The sequence below is a fragment of the Streptomyces sp. NBC_00096 genome, from assembly GCF_045041305.1.
Taxonomy (GTDB): Bacteria; Actinomycetota; Actinomycetes; order Streptomycetales; family Streptomycetaceae; genus Streptomyces.
In genome coordinates this window covers 2,815,292-2,836,918 of record NZ_CP108221.1, presented here as the reverse complement: position 1 = coordinate 2,836,918, position 21,627 = coordinate 2,815,292, and the positions used below count along the sequence as shown (strand labels likewise).

General features: G+C 70.6%; 14 protein-coding genes and 1 pseudogene. 6 read left to right on the top strand and 9 right to left on the bottom strand.

Annotated features, from left to right (window positions below; all coding sequences use genetic code 11):
- On the bottom strand, window positions 1-1,338 hold the full coding sequence (locus OG904_RS12230) for an ABC transporter substrate-binding protein (RefSeq protein WP_405490204.1): 1,338 nt from the start codon (window positions 1,336-1,338) through the stop codon (window positions 1-3).
- A gap of 273 nt (window positions 1,339-1,611) precedes the next feature.
- On the opposite strand from OG904_RS12230, the gene OG904_RS12225 reads away from it, so the two are divergent.
- Together OG904_RS12225 and purU are read left to right on the top strand one after the other, a co-directional pair.
- On the top strand, window positions 1,612-2,058 hold the full coding sequence (locus tag OG904_RS12225) for a hypothetical protein (protein ID WP_405497954.1): 447 nt from the start codon (window positions 1,612-1,614) through the stop codon (window positions 2,056-2,058).
- Window positions 2,059-2,086: 28 nt separating this feature from the next.
- On the top strand, window positions 2,087-2,968 hold the full coding sequence (gene purU / locus OG904_RS12220; protein ID WP_405490202.1) for a formyltetrahydrofolate deformylase: 882 nt from the start codon (window positions 2,087-2,089) through the stop codon (window positions 2,966-2,968).
- Between the two features lie 58 nt (window positions 2,969-3,026).
- Here purU and OG904_RS12215 read toward each other — a convergent pair whose 3' ends face one another.
- A complete protein-coding gene (locus tag OG904_RS12215) occupies window positions 3,027-4,403 on the bottom strand; it encodes a maleylpyruvate isomerase N-terminal domain-containing protein (protein WP_405490200.1) in 1,377 nt (458 codons plus the stop codon).
- Window positions 4,400-4,978 carry a sigma factor gene (locus OG904_RS12210; RefSeq protein WP_405490198.1) on the bottom strand — a complete coding sequence of 193 codons (579 nt, stop codon included), beginning with the start codon at window positions 4,976-4,978 and terminating at the stop codon, window positions 4,400-4,402. Before OG904_RS12210 ends, OG904_RS12215 begins: the two co-directional genes overlap by 4 nt.
- Before the next feature lie 339 nt (window positions 4,979-5,317).
- Here OG904_RS12210 and OG904_RS12205 point away from each other — a divergent pair, with 339 nt between their 5' ends.
- A complete protein-coding gene (locus OG904_RS12205; RefSeq protein WP_405490196.1) occupies window positions 5,318-5,836 on the top strand; it encodes an EF-hand domain-containing protein in 519 nt (172 codons plus the stop codon).
- A gap of 93 nt (window positions 5,837-5,929) precedes the next feature.
- On the opposite strand, the gene OG904_RS12200 is transcribed toward OG904_RS12205, so the two are convergent.
- The 6 genes and pseudogenes from OG904_RS12200 to OG904_RS12175 all read right to left on the bottom strand — a co-directional run bounded on the left by OG904_RS12200 (window position 5,930) and on the right by OG904_RS12175 (window position 18,047).
- A complete protein-coding gene (locus tag OG904_RS12200; RefSeq protein ID WP_405490194.1) occupies window positions 5,930-6,934 on the bottom strand; it encodes a ricin-type beta-trefoil lectin domain protein in 1,005 nt (334 codons plus the stop codon).
- Between the two features lie 451 nt (window positions 6,935-7,385).
- Window positions 7,386-7,586 (bottom strand): annotated as a pseudogene (locus OG904_RS12195) (hypothetical protein); the annotation flags it as partial.
- Window positions 7,492-8,898: a hypothetical protein gene (locus OG904_RS12190; RefSeq protein WP_405490192.1), complete on the bottom strand. Its 1,407-nt coding sequence runs from the start codon at window positions 8,896-8,898 to the stop codon at window positions 7,492-7,494. The gene OG904_RS12190 and the pseudogene OG904_RS12195, both read right to left, overlap by 95 nt.
- Window positions 8,899-9,366: 468 nt before the next feature.
- Window positions 9,367-10,032, bottom strand: coding sequence for a hypothetical protein (locus tag OG904_RS12185; RefSeq protein ID WP_405490190.1), 666 nt, complete (start codon window positions 10,030-10,032; stop codon window positions 9,367-9,369).
- Window positions 10,011-16,196, bottom strand: coding sequence for an RHS repeat-associated core domain-containing protein (locus OG904_RS12180; protein ID WP_405490188.1), 6,186 nt, complete (start codon window positions 16,194-16,196; stop codon window positions 10,011-10,013). Before OG904_RS12180 ends, OG904_RS12185 begins: the two co-directional genes overlap by 22 nt.
- A gap of 300 nt (window positions 16,197-16,496) precedes the next feature.
- Window positions 16,497-18,047: an AMP-binding protein gene (locus OG904_RS12175; RefSeq protein WP_405490186.1), complete on the bottom strand. Its 1,551-nt coding sequence runs from the start codon at window positions 18,045-18,047 to the stop codon at window positions 16,497-16,499.
- A 159-nt stretch (window positions 18,048-18,206) separates the two neighbouring features.
- Between OG904_RS12175 and OG904_RS12170 the strand changes: the two genes are divergently transcribed.
- Genes OG904_RS12170 through OG904_RS12160 form a run of 3 tightly spaced genes read left to right on the top strand, consistent with a single transcriptional unit; the run spans window position 18,207 to window position 21,545 of the window.
- Window positions 18,207-19,415, top strand: coding sequence for an amidohydrolase family protein (locus tag OG904_RS12170; protein ID WP_328299391.1), 1,209 nt, complete (start codon window positions 18,207-18,209; stop codon window positions 19,413-19,415).
- Window positions 19,416-19,420: 5 nt separating this feature from the next.
- Window positions 19,421-20,584, top strand: a complete 1,164-nt coding sequence (locus tag OG904_RS12165) for an acyl-CoA dehydrogenase (RefSeq protein WP_405490184.1) — start codon at window positions 19,421-19,423, stop codon at window positions 20,582-20,584.
- A 7-nt stretch (window positions 20,585-20,591) separates the two neighbouring features.
- On the top strand, window positions 20,592-21,545 hold the full coding sequence (locus OG904_RS12160) for an acyl-CoA dehydrogenase family protein (protein WP_405490182.1): 954 nt from the start codon (window positions 20,592-20,594) through the stop codon (window positions 21,543-21,545).
- Window positions 21,546-21,627: the final 82 nt, after the last annotated feature.

Here is a 21,627-nt window from a genome sequence, read left to right as displayed (position 1 = left end):
TCAGCCCCGCGGGGCCTGCTCCAGGGTCTTGGTCATGTCCAGGGACTGCTCACCCTGCTGGGCCACGAGGCGGCCCTGCTCGACGACCTGGAAGGTGACCCGGCCGTTGACGATGCGGGGGAAGCCGGCGACGGCGCGCATGTCCTGGTAGCGCCAGCTGAGGTCGGGGGTCAGGCCGCCGGTCTTGACGGGCTCGGACTGGTTGAGCTTGCGCGAGAGGCCGCGCGCCGTGATCTGCTCGCCGCTCTTGAACCGCTTCACGGTCTCGTTGAAGACCGTGTACGCGATCCACGTGGTCTGGGCGCCGCTGTCGTCGGGGTCCACCGCGTTGTCGCCGAAGGCCTGCTCGGTGATCACCCGGCGCATCGGCGCCCACAGGGGATCGGTGCCCACCGGGTACCAGCTGGTGACGTACGCGCCCTCGAAGGGGCTCTCCTTGCCGCCGGTGCGGTCCACGAGGGACTGGCTGACCGAGCCCAGCACCGAGGAGATCTGCGGTTTGCGGTTCTGGGAGTCGGCGCGGCGGAACGCGTCGAAGAAGGTCTCGGTGCGCGCGCCGAGCACGGCGGCCACGCAGCCCTTCTCCTTCCCGTCCTTCCCGTCCTTCGCCGAGGTGGCGCCGCCCTTCGCCGGAGCGCCGGGGCTGGAGTCGGCCAGTGCCTCGCGGGCCTGCGCGGAGAGGTCCGAGGAGTCCTCGGCGGCCCGGATGTCGCTGGCCTCGCCCATCTGGTTGGCCTTGAGGCCCGCGTTGAGCTGGATGGGCAGGGCGTCGCCCGCCAGGGTGTCCGGGCGGACCAGGGCGACCTTGGCGCAGGCCCGGCCGAGCTGGTGGCCGGCGCCGGCGAGGAGGACGGGCTGGCCGCCGTTGACGGGGTAGGAGAGCGGGGACTGGAACTCCTCGGAGGAGACCCCGTACCCGCCGATGAACGGGATGCCCTCGGCCTCCAGCGGGGCCATGAAGGCGCGCCCGTGCTGGCTGTAGGAGCCGATGACGGCCACGGCCTTCTCGGCGATCGCCTTGCGGGCGCAGTCGGCGGCGCCGGTGGGCGTGTTGTGCTCGTTGCAGGTCAGGACGCGGAGCTTGTGGCCGTTGATGCCGCCCTTGGAGTTGATCCAGCGCTCGTAGGCCTTGGCCATGCCGGGCATGCCGGGCATGTTGGTGGCGTTGGAGTCCTCCGGCGCGAAGGTCATGACGGTGAGGGTGTCGGTGCCCCCGGAGCCCCCCGATCCTCCGGGGAGCACCCCGCAGCCGGCGACGAGACACGCGCCCAGTGCCATGGCCGTGGTCCTGGCCAGGAGGGTGCGGGAGAGGGTTGCTGCGCGTCGCCGGGTGGTCATGTGCATGCACCATTCCGCGCCAGGGGTAACTCAAGAGTGAGGTGTACACAACATTGGGTGACGTCCAGGTGAATTACGGGTGGCGACAGCGCACCGGGTGGACGCGGGCGTGGTGCCGGACGCCGGCCGAAGGCGTCCCGAGATCGACCGATGGAGCGCCGGGGCCGACCGAAGGCGCCTCAAGATCGCGCTGAGCAGGAACGTACGATCGAAAGCGTGACATTCGCCCAAGGTTCGAAGAACTCTTCCCGCCGCGGCGGCCGCTCCTCCACCATGGGCGGCATGCCCCTCAACGACATGCCGTGGTGGCGCTGGCGCAGCAACGTGCGCTCGGCGCTGCACATGCTCTCCGACCCCGTGTTCCAGGAGGACACCTGGCTGGCCGGCGCCGAGGGGTACGGGGACGTCACCGACGCCGTGTACCGGCTCGTCGAAGACACCTGGCTCGACAGCTGGTCCGCGGAGAAGTACGTCGGCACCGTCTTCCGCGACTCGCAGGAGGCGGCCGTGGTGGACCTCGCCGTGCTGCGCGTGCTGCGGATCATGCACCAGATCGGCCCCGACGCCGCCGTCTCCGGCTACCTGGAGCACCACGCCTGGCCGGAGGCCGTACGGGCCGCGCGCGAGGCCCACGTACGGCTGGCGGTGGCGGACGGGGAGGACCCGGACGCGCGGCCGGCCTCCCTGGACGTGCTGAGGATCCTCACCCGCGCCGTGTGAGCGGTGCGATGTGAAAGGCTATGCGGTCATGAGCGATGACCCGCAGCCGCAGCCCCAGGCCCCTCAGCAGTACGTACTGACCCTCTCCTGCCCCGACAAGCAGGGCATCGTGCACGCGGTGTCCAGCTACCTGTTCATGACCGGGTGCAACATCGAGGACAGCCAGCAGTTCGGCGACCGCGACACCGGCCTGTTCTTCATGCGGGTCCACTTCGAGGCCGACGCACCGGTGACCGTGGAGAAGCTGCGGGCCAGCTTCGCCGCGATCGGCGATTCCTTCCGGATGGACTGGCAGATCCACCGCTCCGACGAGCGCATGCGGATCGTGCTGATGGTCTCGAAGTTCGGGCACTGCCTCAACGACCTGCTGTTCCGCCACCGGATCGGCGCGCTGCCGGTGGAGATCGCGGCCGTGGTCTCGAACCACACCGACTTCGAGGAGCTGGTCGGCTCGTACGGGGTCCCGTTCGTGCACATCCCGGTCACCAAGGACACCAAGGAGGCGTCCGAGGCGCGGCTGCTGGAGCTGGTCCGCTCCGAAGGCGTCGACCTCGTCGTCCTCGCCCGCTACATGCAGGTGCTGTCGGACACCCTGTGCAAGGAGCTGAGCGGGCGGATCATCAACATCCACCACTCGTTCCTGCCGAGCTTCAAGGGCGCGAAGCCGTACCACCAGGCGCACGCGCGCGGTGTCAAGCTGATCGGCGCGACCGCGCACTACGTGACGGCGGACCTCGACGAGGGCCCGATCATCGAGCAGGAAGTCGAACGGGTGGGCCACGAGGTCACCCCGGAGCAGCTGGTGGCGATCGGCCGTGACGTCGAGTGCCAGGCGCTGGCGCGCGCGGTGAAGTGGCACAGCGAGCACCGGGTCCTCCTGAACGGGACCCGGACCGTCGTCTTCGCCTAGGCGGTCTCTTTCGGATCTTGCAGGGCCCGGTGCTCCGACCGCAGCACCGGGCGACCGCCTAGAGCCGGCTCAGCGAGGCCGCCGCGAAGAGGACGTCGCGGATGGCCTCGCGGTCGCCGTTCTGGCCGACCGCCGCTTCCTCCGGGGAGATGTGGCCCGCGGCCAGCTGGCAGAACTCGAAGCCGTCCAGGGCGATCCGGGCCACCGTGTGGTCCGGCGAGGGTTTCGCCGCGGGGGAGTCCAGCGCGATGTCCCAGCCGCCGCCTCCCGCCCCCTCGATCTCCAGGTGCAGGGTCCGGCCCGGCGCCCCCGCCGCGACCAGCCCGCGCGGCGGCGCCGCCAGCCCCGCCCGCCGGCGCCCGGCCAGGGCCGCCGGCAGGAGCCGGGCCGCCAGGTCGATCATGCGGTTCAGGTGGGGCGCGGACGGCGGCTCGTACGGGTAGTCCACCGCCTCCGCGATGTCCACGGCGTGCACCCAGCACTCGAAGGCCCGCTCCAGGAAGGCGTCCCCGAGGGGCAGGGCGAAGGGCCCGTAGTCCACGGACAGCTCGGCCACGCCGCGGCCCGCGAAGGAGACCGTACGGACCAGGGTGTGGCCCTGCTCCCGCCACGGTTCGCGGACCCGCCGGGTGGTCGGGTACGGGGAGTCCTCCCAGAACCGCTCCGTGCGCTCGACGGGGCCGCTGGGCGGTGCGTCCCGGCCCAGCGGGTCGTCCAGGCCCAGCGCGGCCGCGACGAGGCCGTCCACCGCCAGCAGGTGCCCGATGACCCCGGCCACGGTGGTCCGGCGAGACTGGCGCCGCTCCTCCTCGAACCACTTCAGCCGGACCGGGGTGTGCCACTCCGAGTCCCCGAAGTCCCGTAGCAGCGCGTCGAGCCGGGCCGTCTCGGTGTCGTACGGGTTGGCCCACACCGGCACCGGGATGCGGGCCGGACGCTTGCCGAGGCAGTCCTCCAGCACGCGCGAGCGCAGCAGCGGTTTGAGGTCGAGGCTCTCCTCCGGGTGCAGCAGCCCCACGGCGTCACGCAGCCGCAGTGCCTCCTCGGCGCAGGGCGCGCATTCGGTGAGGTGGTCCTCGACGGCCTGGGTCTCCTCGGCGGAGCAGGCCGCGAGGGCCCACGCGCCGAGCAGGGACTTCAGCACGGTGTGGGTGGGCGGCGGCGCGGGCGGGTCGGCGGCGGGCGGCTCGTCCACGTGGCCGGGGTACGCGGTGTCGACGGCCTCGGCGTACGGGGTGGCCTCCGCGTACGGGGTGGCCTCCGTATACGGGGTGGCCTCCGTGTACTCCGGATGGTCGGCCGCCTCCGCGTACTCGGTGTAGTCGAGGTCGTCGGCGGCCGGGCGCGGGCCCGGTATGCGCGGCGGGCCACCGCCACCCGGGGGCCGCTCGTACTCTTCGCCGTCTTCGGAGGCGCCTTCGAAGGGGGTGCTCATCGGGCCGTTCCATATCCGGAGGGGCCGTATCCGGGCGGGACCGTGTCGTCGCGCGGGACGGTGTTGGCCGTGGACAGCAGTTGCAGGCCCAGCCGCAGCCGGCGCCGGGCCTCGTCCTCACTGATCTGCAGGTCGGCGGCGGCCTGCCGGTAGTCGCGGCGCTTGAAGTAGGCGAGTTCGAGCGCGGCGCGCAGGGGCGCGGGCATGGAGGTGACGATGAAGTCCGCACGGGCGGCGGCGTTGGCGGTGCGCACCTTCTGCTCCAGCTCCTCGCGGGAGCCGCGGCCCAGTTCGGCCTGGCGCAGGCGGGCCACGGCCTGTCCCTGGGTGATGCGGGCGACCCAGGAACGCATGGAGCCCTGTTTGGGGTCGTAGGCGTCCGGGTTCTCCCAGATGTATCCGAACACCTCGCGCGTGATCCGGTCGGCGGCTTTCTCGTCGCCGAGGACCCGGTGTGCAAGGCTGTGCACGAGCGAGGCGAACCGGTCGTACAGCTCGCCGAGCGCGGCGGCCTCGCCGCGCGCCAGGCGCTGCTGCATGCGGCGGTCCCAGCGCGGTGGTGCGTCCTTCGGCATCGTGCCCCCAGCCGGGTTCCCGGTTTCGCAGCCGTGTGTCGACCACTCGAATGTAGTGGGCACACAGCGATGTGCGCCCGTTTTGCGGGAACCTCGCCCTGGAAGTGGGCCCTGCGTGATAGAGGCGTTGCACGGCGTGAGCGGCGTGTGCGCTGTGAACCGGGAGGAACGCCATGGCAGATGGGCACAGACGTACGCGCCCCACCGCGCTCCTCGTGCGCTGGTTCGATGCGGCCACCTGCTTGCCCGCTTCGCTTAACGCGCAGGCCACGTAGGCCTTACGCTCCTGCCTTGTCTTGAACTGCACCCCACCGCACACGTGAAGGCGGAACGCCGAATATGGACAGCGCAGAATACGAGCGCAAGATCGCCGCCCGATTCGCCACCTTCGACCAGGACGGGAACGGCTATATCGATCGGGAGGACTTCAGCGCGGCGGCGAAGGCGGTGCTGGCCGAATTCGCCGTGGCGGCCCGCTCCGACAAGGGCCAGGACATCTTCGCGGGCGCGGAGGCCTTCTGGCAGGGCATGGCCGGCATCGCGGACGTGGACGGGGACCAGCGGGTGTCCCGCGAGGAGTTCATCACGGGCGCGGCCAAGCGGTTGCGAGACAACCCGCACCGGTTCGCCGAGATCGCGAGGCCGTTCCTGCGGGCGGTGATCGCGGTGGCGGACACCGACGGCGGCGGCGCGACCCCGGCGGCGACGGCGCGCGTCCTGCGGGTCCTCGGCACCCCGGCGGAGCTGGCCGGCCCGGTGGCGTCCGCCCTGGACGCGGACGGCGACGGCCGCATCACCGAGGACGAGATCCTGGCGGCCTTCGCGGGCTACTGCGGGGTGGCGGCGCCGGACGCGTAGGCGGGGGCGGCCGAGCGGCCCGGGCTTGTAACGACGGCGCCCGGCCGGGGAGGGTCTCCCCGGCCGGGCGCGGGTCTCAGTCGGTCGGGCCGGCTACCAGAGGGGTACCGGCAGGGGGGCGGTGGTCAGGGCGGGGACGGTCCAGCGCTGGGCGTCGGAGGTGTTGCAGTCCCAGAGCTGGAGTTGGGTGCCGGGGGTGGTGCTGGCGAAGGCCAGGTCGACGCAGCGGCCCGAGTACGGGTTGTACAGCCAGCCGTTGGCAAGGGGGAAGAACTGCTGGTTCCCCTGGCCGAGGCACTGCCACAGCTGGATCGGGGTGCCCTGCGCGGTGCCCGCCTGGGTGGCGTCGAGGCACTTGCCCTGGACGCGGACGCTTCCGTCGTTCCTGAACTCGAACCGCTGGTTCTCGGCGCCGTGGCAGGCCCAGATGAGGATCTTGCTCCCCTCCTTGGCGAGCGCGTGGTCGTTGTCGACGCAGTTGGCCGGCGAGGCGGTCAGGGAAATGGGTCCGGCCGCACCGGGGACGGTGGGGTCCGCGGCGTACGGGTAGACGGCGAGGTTGCTGACGCCGCCGGTGAAGCCGCCGAAGTAGTCGGGCTTCCCGTTGACCTTGAACCGGCCGGAGACGAGCGCGCCGGTGGGGGCCGGGCTGGTGGACGCCTTGTGGATTCCGGACCGGGCGAGCACGCCGTTGACGTACAGGCTCATCAGACCGGTGTCGGCGTTGTAGACGGCGGTCAGGCTGGTCCACACGTTGGGGACGAACGGTACGTCACTGGCCCAGTCGGCGTAGTCGTACGCGTAGCCGTCCACGTCGCCCCTGGACATGCCGAAGGACCAGTGGTGGTAGACGGAGTCCGCGTAGAGCATGAAGGCGCTGCTGCGAGTGTTGTCCTGACTGGCGACCATCCCCCCGTTCTCGCCGACCTTGGCCCAGGTGCTGATGGTGAAGCTCTTGCGGGTGTCGAGGACCGGGCCGTTCGTCGCGAACGTCGAACCGGTGCCGTTGAACGCCGCGTAGAAGGTGTTGCGCCCGCCGATGGTGTCGGAGGGCCAGGCGACCCCCGAGACGGTCGCCGGGAAGTTGGAACAGGTCACCGGTGGCGTTGTCTCGCAGCCACAGGTCGGCGAGGCCGTCGCCGTTGAGGTCGCCGGGGGCCACGACGGTGAACTTGTCCCAGTCGCCGTTGCCCACCAGGACCGGGCGCTTGTTGTCGAGCATCATCGTCACGCGCGTGCCGTAGTAGGCCCACAGCTGCTTGCCCTGCTTGACCAGCAGGTCGGGGAACCCGTCACTGTTGATGTCGCCGGGGTTCGTGATCTGCTCGGCGTTGAACCAGTGGTCGTCGCCGTAGTCGCAACCCGTTTCGACTTCCTCCACGGGGCAGCTGACCGACGGTCCGACGGGGCTGCCTCCGACGACGCCCTGCCCGTTGTTCGGATAGACCAGCAGCTTGTTCTTCTTGTCCTGGGCGTTGTACTGGAGGGCGATCAGGTCGTTGTACCCGTCGGTGCCCCAGTCGCCGCTCGGCTGGATCTGGGCGCCCTGGAAGTTGCGACCGCCGTTGGCGGCGGCGGAGAACTTGCCGTTGCCCTGACCCGCGTAGGTGAGGAGCGAGCCCTGGCTGTCGACGGTCCAGATGTCCCGGTGGCCGTCACCGTTCAGGTCGCCGACCCCGTCGCGCTCCGTGGAGCGGTTCGCGTAGTAGAGGTAGGTGGTGGTGTCGGATCGGTTGCCGGAGTTGTCCACGGTGTACGCGTAGACGAAGCGGGAACCGGAGCCGGGGGGAGTGATGCTCACGGACCCACCGGGTGCGACGGCGCGCGGGCCGGGCTCGGGCGTAGAGGCTCACCCGGGTGTTGCCGATCGCGCCGCCGTCGGCGCACGCGGTGGACGGGTTGGTGCCCAGGCCGGAGGGCGTGCTGGGCGGGTTGTTGTACTCGGTCTCGATCGTCAGCGTCTTCGGGTCGAAGCGCTTCCAGCCGAAGGTGTCCGCCTCGTTGCCGGCGTAGAGGCCGACGGTCGCGCTGGACCAGTTGCCGGCCGCGGCCTGCCGGGCCAGCCCGGTGGTGTCGAACTCGAGGTTCCCGGCGGCGCAGGAGCTGCCGCTCCAGCCCTTGGAATCGTTGACCGTCGCCAGCTTGGAGACCTTGCCGGGCTGGTTCTCCCACGTCGTCTGCTGCGAGATCGCCCCGGTGCTCCACAGCTCGACCGGGCGCGCCTGGCAGGACCAGGACCAGGTGTTGCGCACGCGCAGGGTCGACTTGGTGACCTGGGCGCCCTTGATGTTGGACGTGTCGAACTGGAAGAACGAGCGGGAGAGACCGTTGGTCTCGGCCTCGTAGCCGACCCGGACGTCGTCCTTCGTGTTCCAGTACGAGGTCCTCGGGTACTTCTTGTAGACCCGGGTCCAGTTCTGCCGCTCGCCCCAGGCCCACGAGGGGTCGATGAAGACGGGGTACTTGGTCTGCGCGCCGGTCAGCAGTGCCTGGTCGGGCTTGATCTCCAGGGTGCCGTTCGCCACCGTCGTCGGCATCTGCGCGTCCTTCGCCCCTGCGGGCGGGGTGAACACCTCAGAGGGCGCGGGCGTCTCCCCCGCGCCCGCGGCCGCGAGGGTCGAGGCCTTGGCGGTCTGCGCACTCGTCGTGGTGGTGGAGTCCCACATCGACGGGGACGGGCTCGTGAACACCGTCTGCCCGGCCGGGTCCACCGCCGCGATCGCGCCGGTGCCGGCATCGGTGGACACGTTCAGTCCGACCGTGTCGACCTTGAACTTCAGGGCGGCGAGTTCCGGATTGGCCGCGGCGGCGGCGGTCTTGACGACCAGCAGCTGCGAGAAGCCCTCGGCTTCGGCCTTCACCTGGAGGTCCACGTCGGGAAGCACATCGGCGTACGTCGCCACGTTCGCGGCGAGGGTCGGCTTCGGCAGCGCCTTGGGCCACGACAGCGACAGCGTCCGGCCGTCCTTCACACCCGTCAGCAACGGGCCCGTACCGCCCCCCGAGAACGACACCGAGACGGTGGCCGCCTTCGAGACGACCTTCCCGTCGGCCGCGAACACCAGCGTCGGATCTCATCGATCCGTCGGCGACCGGATCCGCTGCTGCCGCAACGGCGGCGGACGACGGAAGGACGGCCATTCCGGAGGCCGTTATTCCGATCGTCAGCAGGACGGGTATTGCCCGTCTGTGCCACATATTCTGCACTTCGGTTTTCCTCCCCTAATTGGCGGCCTCACTTTACTGGGTCCGATGCATTCCGCATATCCCGGATATCGTTATTCATTTCATTGGGCGGTAAAGCTCTGAACTACCTCAAATCTATTGACAGTTGATCGACGGATCGACGGATCGACGGATCGACGGATCGACGGATCGACGGTCTGGGATCTCAAATGCGTCCGCGGACGCCTTCATGGAAATGTCCTGGTTGCGCGAATTGCCGCGAAGGCTTCCAGTGGGGGCGGACATGCGAAGGCGGGGGCGCCCCAGGGCGCCCCCGCCTTCTTTGTCCGGCCGCGGTTACCGCATCAGGATCCGTTGCCCAAGGTGACCCGCAGGCGGTCCGGCGTCGTCTGCCCGTAGGTCTGCCGCAGGGTCACGTCGATCCACCCCTTGTGGCCTTCTGGGAGCGCGGCGTAGTAGACGTCCCGTCCCGTCGCCCGAGGGGCGAGGGTCCTGACGAGCTTCCAGGGGAGTTCCTTCCCCTCGTAGGTCACGGACGTCACCTTGGTGCCCGCCTCGGCGGCGAACACGATGTACGCCTCCGTGAATCCCATGCCGGGACCAAAGAGTGCTTCCAGCCGGGACCCCGGCTCCGGAGCGGGCTCCGTGATCTCCGCGCACGCGATCTCGTTCATCGAGCCGGGGGCGTTGATCTGCGCGAAGCAGACCTTGCCCCCGTCCGTCTCCCAGAGGTAGGAGGCGGCCCTCCCGGCCTGCCGGGCCAGACTCAGCCCCCCGCTGGTGGGCGCCGAGCCGGACGCCGAGGCCTGTCGTGCGAGGGCCGAGGCGAGCTCGGGCAGGTTGAGCGTCGCCGAGGGCGACGCGACGGGTGATGAGCCGGCCGGTGCATGCGGAGCGGCTGCGCCGCCCTGCGCCGAGCCGCAGCCGGCCGCGAGCAGCACGGCGGCGGCCGTCAGGAACAGCCGCGCCCGCGCGCGTGCGGCCGGGGTCAGCACGAGCCGGCCTGGCATGTTGCCTTCATCTCCAGGGAGACCTGGTTGGCAGGCTTGGAGGCGAACGTGTAGGGCTGCCAGGTGGTCACGTCGAAGGTTCCCCACGTCTTGGAGGTCACGCTGCCGTCCTTGTGGGTGTAGGTCGTGTGGTACTTCGTGAGCTTGCCCGAAGGTACGTACCCGAGTAGCTCGCCCTTCGTCACCTGGAACTTCATCGCCTCGGCCGCTGTCGCCGTGCTCGTCTTGGTCTGGGCGTCAGTCCATGTGTAGTCGCCGTTGACGCCCAGCGAGACTTCGACGCTCCCCTCGGCCACGAGGGGGATCGACGCCTTCCCTCCGGCCTTGACCGCGGCCGACCATCCGAATTTGCTCGCGTACTGGTCCATGGTCGCGTACATGGCGGCGAAGGTGTAGGTGAAGGTCAGCTCGTAATTCTTGGTGATCTCACGGACGTTCGCGCCGGTCGTGTAGTCGGTGTACGGGTCTTCGGAGAGGAGGACGGTTTCCGGCTCCCCCTCGAGATCCTTCCCGCCGTCGGGAACGGTCACGCCCTTCGGGAGCTTGACGAGCTGGGAAGGCAGCGGCTTGCACCCGTCGCAGTAGTGCTTGCCGCCACCACCACCGCCACCGCGGCCACCGCCGTTGCCGCCGCCACCGTTGCCACCCCCACCGTTCCCGCCGCCACCGCTGGGCGGGGGCGGGGTGTAGCCGACCGAGTCCTGGATCTCCTTGGAGCAGTTGGCCAGGGAGTACAGGCAGGAGTTCGGCGGGGAGCCGATTTCCGTGCCCGCCGGGTCGGACAGGCTGACCGGGTTGTTGTTGCTGTACTGGTAGGCGTTGTGCTGGCGCGGGTCGTCCGCCGCGAAGAGCGGGTCGACGGACACGAAGCGTCCCAGGGCCGTGTCGTACTCGCGGGCCCCGAGGTGGATCAGGCCGGTCGTGACGTCGTTGGTACCGCCGACGAAGCCCTTGTCACCGGTCCAGCCGGACGGCTGGCTGCCGCGGGCGGCGCCGAAGATCGCGGTCTTGCGCCGGGTGACGACCTGCGCGGCGTCGGCCGTGACCTGGGTCGTGCCCGTGCCGTGGTGGTCGGTGACCGTGAAGGTCAGCTTGGCGCCCGTCCGCATCGCGATGGTCTGGGATCCGGCCGTGTAGTAGCGCGTGCCCGTGACCGTGCCCGCCTTGGAGAGCCGCAGCTCGTTGCCGCCCGGCAGGTAGAGCGTGGTGCCGGTGGTGTCCTTGGCGACCAGCCGCTGACCTTCCGTGTCGTACACGTAGCCGGCGATCTCGGTGCTTCCCGTGGTGACCGACGCCAGGTGGCCGTCGTCGCTCCAGTTCAGCGTCTGCTGGGCGGCGGAGCCGATCTTGCGGGTCTTGGTGTTGCCGGACCCGTCGTAGGTGAAGACCTCGTCATGGGCGTTGGTGCCGCTCTGCGTGACCTTGGGCAGGTCGTGCTTGCCCGCGGTCGGGGCAGCGTAGGTGCGGAGGGTGTCGGCCGTCGGACCCGAGGCCGTCTTGTGCTGGGTCTCCGTCTTGCGGTTGCCCATCACGTCGTAGGTGTACGAGGTCCAGTACGCGTCCTGGCCGCCGACGACCGGGGTGGAGGGCGCGGTCGCGCACTTCTCGCCGGTGTTCGTCCACGCCTCGGAGATGCGGCCCAGGGCGTCGAGCCCCAGGCACTGGGTGTCGGTGGTGCGCCCCGCGTCCTGCCCGTAGGCGGTGCCCACGGAGGTGATGTTGCCCGCGAGGTCGTACCCGTACTTGGTGTCCTCGATCCGCTGCGGCGCGACCTCGCGGTCGGTGGTGCTGCGGGTCAGGGCGCCGGTGTGCTCGTCGTACTCGTTCGTCGTCCACAGGTGCTGGCCGAAGTCGCCCAGTTCCGTGCGGGTGTTGCGGCCGTAGTGGTCGTACGTCACGCCGGAGAGCAGTACGTCGCTGCCTGCGCCGACGGTGGAGAGGAGGCCCGCCCCCGCCGTGTAGGTGTTCGCGACGGTCTCGGCCGGCAGGTCGCCGAGGGCGGGCTGCTTGGTCCACATCGGCTGGCCGGTGTTGGCGTTGTAGGAGGTCGTCCACTTGTAGACGCCCGCCAGTGCCCCCTCGCTGTCGGGGACGGTCAGCTGGGTGCCGACCGGCTTGTAGAGGGAGTTGTAGGAGGTGACGGCCGATTCGTAGGCCTTGCCGCCGACCCAGCGAGTGGACTTCGACAGCTGGCCCTTGGCCACCGTGTCGTACTCCCACGAGGTGAGCGTGGTCGCGCCGTTCTTGACGGCGGTCTTGCGGCCCAGCGCGTCGTAGTCGGTGTGCAGGGTGACGGCGCGGGCGACGTCGGTGACGTCGGTGGCCCGGTCGCCCTGGTCGTAGGCCGTCTTGGTCGTTCCCTTGTCGGGGTCGTCCGTCTGGATCTGGCGGCCGCGGACGTCGTAGGTGTACGTCCACTTCGCGTTCGACGGGTCGGTGATCGTGGAGGCCCGGCCGCGATTGTCGAACCCGTACAGCGTGGACTGGGAGGCCGTCCGCGCCGCGTTCGTGTACTGCTTCAGTTCGACGGTGCGGCCCAGGGCGTCGACGACCGTGGTGGCCGCGGTCCCGCCCTGCGGCGGGATCACCGTGGTGGTGTCACCGGTGTAGGAGGTGCTGACCCGCTTGGTCTCGTCGCCGAAGCGCTTCGAGATCACGGCCGTCGTGCGGCCCGCGCCGTCGAAGACCGTGTCCGTGGAGGCGGGGTAGTTCAGTTCCTGTCCGGTGACGAGCGTCGGACCGGGCGCGCCCGTGGCGTAGTAGTTCCCGGAGTTGCGCCAGGCCTTGCCGCGGGTGTCGAAGGAGGTCTCCGTCACCAGGCGTCCGGAGCGGTCGGGAGAGGCCACCTGGGTCTGGACCGGGCGGAGCATCCCGTCGTAGAAGGCGTACTCGCTCTGGTAGGTGGAGTCGTGGGCGAGCGTCTTGGTCGTGACGACGACCGGGCCGTCGTTGCGGACCAGGTAGTCGAAGCTCTTGTTCGGAGAGTCGGGGTAGGTCACCGCGGACCGGCTCGCGATCCACACCTTGGAGGTCCGGCCCAGCGCGTCGTACTGGGTGGTGACGATCTTGCCGTTGGCGTCGGTCACCTGCGTGGGCTGGCCCCGCAGCGGGTCCATGGCCGTGGTGGCGACGTGGTTGAGGGCGTTGGTGACGGCCACGCTGGTGGGTGCCTCGCCCGTGGCCGGGGTGTAGGCGGTCCTGGTGACCTTGCCGTAGGCGTCCGTGGCGGTGAGACCACGGCCGTAGACGTCGAAGTCGGCTGCCGGAGTGGAGCCGGTCGGGTCGTAGCCGCTGCCCGCGCCGTTGATCCGGTCGGACTTGGTGACGTCGCCCTTGGTCGGCGCAGCGCCCAGCGCGCCGCCGTCGTAGTACGTGCGGACGTCGTCGATGACGTCATCGGGGCGCGAGACGGTGGCGCCGCAGGTCACGGCGAGGGTCTCGACGCGGCTGACCCTGTTGAGGATCGCGCCCGCGCCGGTGCGCGCGTAGCTGGTGGTGGCGCACTGCTCGTCGCCGGTCCTGGCCGTGTCGCCGGTCGAGGATTCGCTCGTGACCATGCCGTACTCGTCGAACGTGCGGGTGAGCTCGATGGTGCGGGTGCCGCCCGTGACGGTGGTGCGGCCCGATTCCTGCTTCGTCCCCGTCTGGTAGGAGACCAGGGCGGGCAGGCCCGTACGGGTGCGCTTGGCGATCTCCGCCGAGCGGTACGGGGTGTAGGAGGTCGCCGAAACGACCTTGGAGGTGTCGTCGCCGATGTAGGTGATCTTCTCGCGGGTCATGCCCGCGAACTCGTCGACGTCGGTGACGGTCGCACCCGTGGAGTCGGCTACGGCCTGGCCTTCGAGGCCCCGGAAGAAGCGCTCCTCGGTCAGGGTGCGCGGGTCGCTCGCGGCGCCGGTACGGGTCTGGACCCGGCCGTATCCGCGGGCGACCGAGTAGGTGAGGTCCGCGGGCTTGGCGAACTCGTCGGTGCCCTTCGCCCAGGCGGCGCCGTCGAGGTAGGAGTACGAGGTGACCTTGTCGGGGGTGGATGCCAGGTTGTCGCCCTCGACCACCTGCGTGGCCACGTAGGAGTTGAACCAGTCCGGCTTCGCGTCGTTGCCTTCGAAGGCCCACTTCACCTGGTAGCAGCGGGTCTTGTTGGAGGCGTCGGCCGGCGGGAGGGTGGTGGCGGTGCACTCGGGCTGGGAGTACGTGATGCCGACGGTGGCGCCGGTCTCGGTGGTGATCTGGTAGAGGCGCAGCCGGATGAAGGGCGCGAGGCCGTCGCCGGTCTTGTCGACGCGGTTGGCCTTCTGCTCACCGGCGAAGGTCACCTTGGGCATGGTCACCGGGCCCCCGGTGCCGGCCTTGCCGGTGCGCTGGACGGACTTCAGCCACATCGGCGTGGAGACGCCGTCGCCGGAGGCGGGGAAGTCCTGCTCCAGGGCGAAGCTGTCGACGTCCTTGTAGGCGCCGCCGGTCAGCAGCTTGGTGGTGATCGACGTCAGTCGCTTGCGTGACCAGTAGGTCGCTGCGAACTGGTCCTTGCACTCGGTGGCGCCGTCCTTGCAGTACTGGTCGAAGGGGACGTCGGGCCAGTTCTTGGCGTTGTTCTCGTCGAACGTGCCGCAGCCGGTCAGGCAGCGCTCGGCGACGTCGAACTTGACCTGGCCCATGGCCTTGGCGGTGTAGACGGTGTCCTTGCGCAGGCCGTAGTCGATGTGGTCGAGCCAGCCGCCGCGGACGTACGGGGTGACCGTGGACTTCCCGGTGGTCTCGGAGACGTTGCGGCCGTAGTTGTTCTTCTCGGTGTTCCAGTAGTAGGCCATGGCGTTGTCGTGCGGGTCGACGACGTAGTCGAGCTGCCAGCGCCAGGCCTGCTGGCACCAGGCGGACGCGAACGAGGCGTTGTAGCAGGGTTCGCCGGCCTGGTTTCCGAAGACGGGGACGGTCCACGCCGAGTTGGTCACCGGGTCGTCAGCGGCGGCGCCGTTGTCCTTCCAGCCGGGCAGGCGGTTCAGGCCGAAGAAGTACTGGGTGCCGTCGATGGTGGTGAGCTTCCAGTGCTCGCCGTCGTTGTCGCCGTTCGTGGCTCCCGGGAGCTTCTCGATCTTCGTGCCGGTGTCGCGGGTCTCGTGCCAGCCCTTGCCGGCCTGGTAGACGAGCTCGCTGGACTTGCCGCCCAGGGACAGCGTCGCGTTGTCGTTGTACCAGCAGACGTCGCCGACGCGGGTGGTGTTGGTGCCGCCGGTCTTGTCGTCGTTGCAGGACTTGTAGCGGCGCTCGATGAAGCCGGGCTCGTACGACCAGCCGTCGCCGATCCACGAGGGCTGGTTGTTGGAGGCGGCGGTGCGGCCGTCCACGCTCTGCGAGTTGTAGTCCAGGGAGACCGTGGGCTGGATGCCGCCCGGTACCGCGGGCACGTTGACGGGGTACGACCAGCCGAAGGCGCCCGTGGCGGTGCCGGCGGACCAGGTGGCCGAGGCCTGGAGCGAGGTGGCCTTGTAGTCGCCGCTGCCGCCGGAGGCCTCGGCCTCGGCGGCCAGCACGGTGGCCGCGCCGACGGCCACGGGGGCCGACAGCGTGCCGGCCTTGGCGTTGTTCGCCGTACGCAGCGGGGTGCGCACCAGGCACGCGGGGTTCTCGGGCGTGGTCAGCGCGCAGGAGGGCAGCTGGACCAGCCGCAGGCGTCCCGCCCAGTCACCGCCGTACGCGCCGCGGAAGGCCGAGTAGTCGAGGTTGATCTGCGCGGGGCTGGTCCCGGCGATCCCGTCGGTCCGCTTCACCGACAGCAGGACGCCGTCGACACCGGCCTTGAGCGCGGCGCTGTGGTCCGAGACCGACACCCGCATCCTGGCGGGCGCCCCGGAGGCGGCGGCCGCCCCCGCGGCCGGGCCCTTCGCGGTGGCCCATCCGCCGGCCCCCCCGGCCGGCAGAGGAGCCACCGAGACGGGCAGGCTGCCCGCCTTGCGCAGACCGGTGAGTTCGACGTCGGCCGCGCCCGCGGCGGGCCAGGTGACCTTCGGTGCGCCCTTCCAGGAATTCGCGGCCGCCGCGTCGTCCTTCCGGGCACCGCCGGCTTTGGCCTTGCTGACGGGAACGGCCGTCGGCTGTTTCAGACCGGGTAGCGGAATTCTTCCGTCCGAATTGGCGGCCATTGCCGTGGCCGGTAGCACGCTCATCACGACCGCGGTGGCTATGGCCCCCGCGATTGCGCGTGCACGAGAAATGGGCACGTCTATCCCCTCGCTGGAAATTCGCTGAAGGCTAACAACGAACCAGCGGTGGGCAGGCCTGGGTTGAGCTAGATCTGAGGAGGCGTGAGGGGGGTGCGGAATGGTGGAGGGAAGGTGGTGGGAATTTGTCCCGTGGAGTGCCGTAATGGCGCGTACTCGGAAAGTGGGGAATAGGCGGAGGGGCGTGATATTCGCTGGTCTGTCGCGTCTGTGCTGTTCCGGCTGAAGCCGCTGCGGCCGAAGCCGCTACGCGAAACGTTCCCGCAGCTTGTACTTGAGGACCTTGCGCAGGGCCTCGTTGCGGGGGAGGGCGTCGACCAGCTCCAACTGTTCGGGGAGTTTGTGGGTGGAGAGGCCTTCCGCGCGCAGGTGCGCCGTCAGTTCGGGCAGGGTGAGCGGGGGTGCGCCGGCGGGCTGTTCCACGACCGCGCAGACGCGTTCGCCGCGCTCGGGGTCCGGGAGGCCGATGACCGCCACGTCGGCTATCGACGGGAGCCGGTGGAGCAGGTCCTCGATCTCCTTCGCGGAGATGTTCTCGCCCTTGCGGATGATGACGTCCTTGCTGCGGCCCGTCAGGACCAGGTAGCCGTCCTTCGTGAGGTGGCCGAGGTCGCCGGTGACCAGGTAGCCGTCGGCGTCGAAGACACCGCTGTTCTCCTCCCGGTTCAGGTAGCCCTGGCAGACCGCCTCGCCGCGCAGCCGGACCTCCCCGTCGGTGTCCGGGGGGAGCGCCGCGCCTTCCGGGGTGGTGATGCGGATGGACATGCCGGCCGGGGGGCGGCCCTCGGTGGTGGCGAGGTTCTCGGACGTGTCGTCCGGGGCGCCCATCGTGATCATCGGGACCTCGGTCATGCCGTAGCCGTGGGTGAGCTGGCAGCCCAGTTCGCGGACGACCGCGTGGTAGATCTCCGGGGGCTTGGGGGCGCCGCCGCCCGCGAGGAGGCGGAGGGTGGGGATGAGTTTGGCGGCCGGGTCCTTGCGCTGCTCGGTGAGGAACATCGAGTAGAAGGCGGTGGAGCCGCCGGCGACCGTGACCCCGTGGCGGCGGTAGCCGTCCAGGGCGTCGGGCATGGCGAACTTCTCGAAGAGGACCGCCGGGAACCCGTAGAGCAGGAGCATCACCGTGTAGTCGGGACCGGCGATGTGGGCGAAGGGGAAGGCCATCGAGCCGACGTCGGCCGGTGACAGGTGCAGGGCGTGGGCCAGGCAGGAGCCGCCCGCGATGAGGGAGCGGTCCGTGTGCAGGACGCCCTTGGGGTCCGAGGTGGTGCCGGAGGTCCAGTAGATCCAGCGGACCGAGACGCCCTCCTCGGGGGGCGGGGGCAGGACCGCCGGGTCCCCGGCGGGGAGGGAGTCGTAGGCCTCGAAGATTCCGCGGGCGCCGAGCCGGTGTGCCATCGCGGTGTGGTCGAAGCCGCGCCAGACGCCGGGGACGGCGAAGAACTCCGCCTTGGACTCGCGCAGGGCGAAGCCGACCTCGCGGTCCCGGTAGAAGGGGATGACGGGGGTCTGGACGGCGCCGATGCGGGCGAGGGCGACCGAGAGCAGGACGGTCTCGATGCGGGTGGGCAGCTGCCAGGCCACCACCGTGCCGGGGCGCACCCCCATGCCGTACAGGCCGGCCGCGACCTCCTCGGAGCGGTCCCGCAGCTCCCCGAAGGTCAGCCGGCGGTCGTCGGCGGGGTCCTCGGCCGCCTCGATGAGGACGGGGGCGTCGGGGGTCATGGCGGCCCGGCGGGCGATCAGGTCCCAGAGGGTCCGGGACCGGCTGAGTTCGACTGCGGTGCTGTCCGTCATCCCGGACCGCCCTCCCCTGGCCGATGACACCTGACGGATAGTCAGATCAAGCGCAGAGCGTAGAGCGCGGACGCTTGTCGGTCCAGGGGTGGGGAGCTAGCTTGGTTCCAGATTTCTGACGCTCCATCAGATTCGCCATCAGATCAGCGAGGGGACACCATGGAACTGCCTCGGATCATCAGCGTCGACGACCACGTCATCGAACCGGCCCACCTCTTCGACGTGTGGCTCCCGGCCAAGTACCGCGACCGCGGACCCAAGGCCCTGACCGCGGGCATCGGCGAGCTGGCCTACACCGGCGGCAAGTACGTGATCACCATGGACCCCGACGGCCCGCCCACCGACTGGTGGATCTACGAGGACCTGAAGTTCCCGTACAAGCGCAACATCGCCGCCGTCGGCTTCGACCGCGACGAGATGACCCTGGAGGGCATCACCCGCGAGGAGATGCGGCGCGGCTGCTGGGACCCCAAGGCGCGCCTGCTCGACATGGACCTCAACCACGTCGAGGCCTCCCTGTGCTTCCCGACGTTCCCGCGCTTCTGCGGGCAGACCTTCGCCGAGGCGCACGACAAGGAGGTCGCCCTGGCCTGCGTGCGCGCCTACAACGACTGGATGGTCGAGGAATGGTGCGGGGACAGCGGCGGCCGGCTCATCCCGCTCTGCATCATCCCGCTCTGGGACATCGACCTGGCCGTCGCCGAGATCCGCCGCAACGCCGCGCGCGGGGTCCGCGCCGTGACCTTCTCCGAGATCCCCACCTACCTGGGACTGCCCTCCATCCACTCCGGCTACTGGGACCCCTTCTTCGCCGTCTGCCAGGAGACCGGCACCGTCGTCAACATGCACATCGGGTCCAGCTCCCAGATGCCCGCCGCCTCCCCGGACGCGCCGCCCGCCGTACAGGCCTCGCTCAGCTTCAACAACGCCATGGCCTCGATGATGGACTTCCTGTTCAGCGGCGTGCTGGTGAAGTTCCCGACGCTGAAACTGGCGTACAGCGAGGGCCAGATGGGCTGGATCCCGTACGCCCTGGAGCGCGCCGACGACGTGTGGCAGGAGCACCGCGCCTGGGGCGGGGTCAAGGACCTGATCCCCGAGCCGCCGTCCACGTACTACTACCGGCAGATGTTCTGCTGCTTCTTCCGCGACAAGCACGGCATCGCCTCGCTGGACGTCGTCGGGCGCGACAACGCCACCTTCGAGACCGACTACCCGCACGTGGACTCGACCTTCCCGCACACCAAGGAGGTCGCCCTCGACCACGTCAAGGGACTGGACGAGGAGACCGTCTACAAACTGATGCGCGGCAACGCCATCCGGATGCTCGGACTGGACTTCGACCGGGACCGGCGGGCGGGGCGGTAGGCGCGGTGGACCTCACCTACACCGAGGAGGAGCAGGAGTTCCGGGCCCGGCTGCGCGCCTGGCTCGCCAAGGTGCTCCCCGAACTGCCGCCCAGGCCCTCGCCCGACGACTGGCCGGGCCGCCGCGCCCACGACGCGGGCTGGCAGCGCAGGCTCTACGACGCCGGGTACGCCGGACTGCACTGGCCGGTCGACGCCGGCGGGCGCGGGGCCACCCCCACGCAGCACCTGATCTACCTGGAGGAGACCGAGCGCGCGGGAGCCCCGTACGTCGGCGCGAACTTCGTCGGGCTGCTGCACGCCGGCCCGACCATCGCCGCCGAGGGCACCGCCGAGCAGCGCGCGCGCTGGCTGCCGCCCGTCCTGCGCGGCGACGAGGTCTGGTGCCAGGGGTTCAGCGAGCCGGACGCGGGCTCCGACCTGGCCTCGCTGCGCACCCGCGCGGTCCGGGACGGCGACGAGTACGTGATCACCGGGTCGAAGATCTGGACCTCGCACGCGGAGGTCGCCGACTGGTGCGAGCTGCTGGTGCGCACGGACCCGATCAGCGCGACGGTCCCCAAGCACCGGGGGATCTCCTGGCTGGCCATGCCGATGGACGCGCCGGGGGTGACGATCCGGCCGCTGCGCACGCTCGCCGGGTCGACCGAGTTCGCCGAGATGTTCCTCGACGAGGTACGGGTCCCGGTCGCCAACCGGGTCGGGGCGGAGAACGACGGCTGGCGGGTCACGATGGTGACCCTGTCCTTCGAGCGCGGCACCGCCTTCGTCGGCGAGGTCGTCGCCTGCCGGCGCACCCTGGGCGCTCTGGCGCGCGCCGCGAAGGCGAACGGGCGCTGGGACGACCCGGTACTGCGGCGGCGGCTGGGGCGGCTGTACGGGGAGTTCGGCGCGCTGTGGCGGCTCACCCAGTGGAACGTCAGCGAGTCCGAGCGCTCGGGCGGGGTGCCCGGCACCGGCGGCAGCGTCTTCAAGCTGGCGTACTCGCACGCGCGCCAGGAGCTGTACGACACGGCCGCCGAGGTGCTGGGGGCGCACTCCCTCTCGCTGGAGGAGGAGTGGACCCTGGACCGGCTCTCCTCGCTCTCGTACACGATCGCGGCGGGCACCTCGCAGATCCAGCAGAACATCGTCGCCGAGCGGATCCTCGGCCTTCCGAAGGGCAGGTGAGCGTTCCGTGGACTTCCAGCCGACGCAGGACCAGCGGGACCTGCGGGCGGGCGTACGGGACCTCCTGGCGGGGCGGTACGGGCGCGAGGCGCTGCGGGCTTCGGTCGACCGGGCGGCCGACACGGGCCGGACCGTGGACCGGTCGCTGTGGCGGGAGCTCGGCGCGGCCGGGTTCTTCGCGCTGCGGCTCCCGGAGGACGAGGGCGGGGTCGGGCTGGGGCTGCCGGAGGCGGTCCTCGTCTTCGAGGAGGCCGGCCGGGCGCTCCTGCCGGGGCCGCTGGTCGCCACCCACCTGGCCGCCGGGGTGGTCGCGGGGGCCGCGGAGGGGGCGGCCGTGGTGACGGCCTTCGACCTGGAGGAGGAGCTGGTGACCCACCTCGGCGAGGCCGACGCGGTGCTCGGGCTCCCCGGGGTGTGGACCGGGGAACCCGTGCGGTCGGCGGATCCGCTCACGCCGCTGACGAGGGTGTCCCGGCGGGCGCAGTCCGCGGCGGGGTACGCCGGGCACAGTCCCGGGGTCCGTGAAGCGGGGGCGCTGCTGACGGCGGCGCTCCAGCTCGGCAGCGCGCTGCGCACCGTGGAGCTGGCGGTGCGGTACGCCGGGGAGCGCGAGCAGTTCGGGCAGCCGATCGGGGCGTTCCAGGCGGTCAAGCACCTGTGCGCGCAGATGCTGGTGCGGGCCGAGGTGGCCCGTACGGCGGTCTACGCGGCGGCGGTGACGCAGGACCCGGCGGAGGTGGCGGCGGCCAAGCTGCTGGCCGACGAGGCCGCCGTGCGCAATGCCCGGGACTGCCTGCAGGTGCACGGCGGGATGGGCTTCACGTGGGAGGCGGACGTGCACCTGCACCTGAAGCGGGCATGGGTGCGGGCGGAGCAGTGGGGGACGGCTGCCCGGGCGGAGGAGGAGCTGGCGGCGGCGCTGATGGCGGAGGCGCTGCAGGGGGCGGAGCAAGGGGGGTAAGGGCGGTACGGGGGTGTGGAGCAGGCCGCTCGCACTCCCGATCGCCTGCTCGCACACTGTGACGACCGGGCACGGGAGGGAC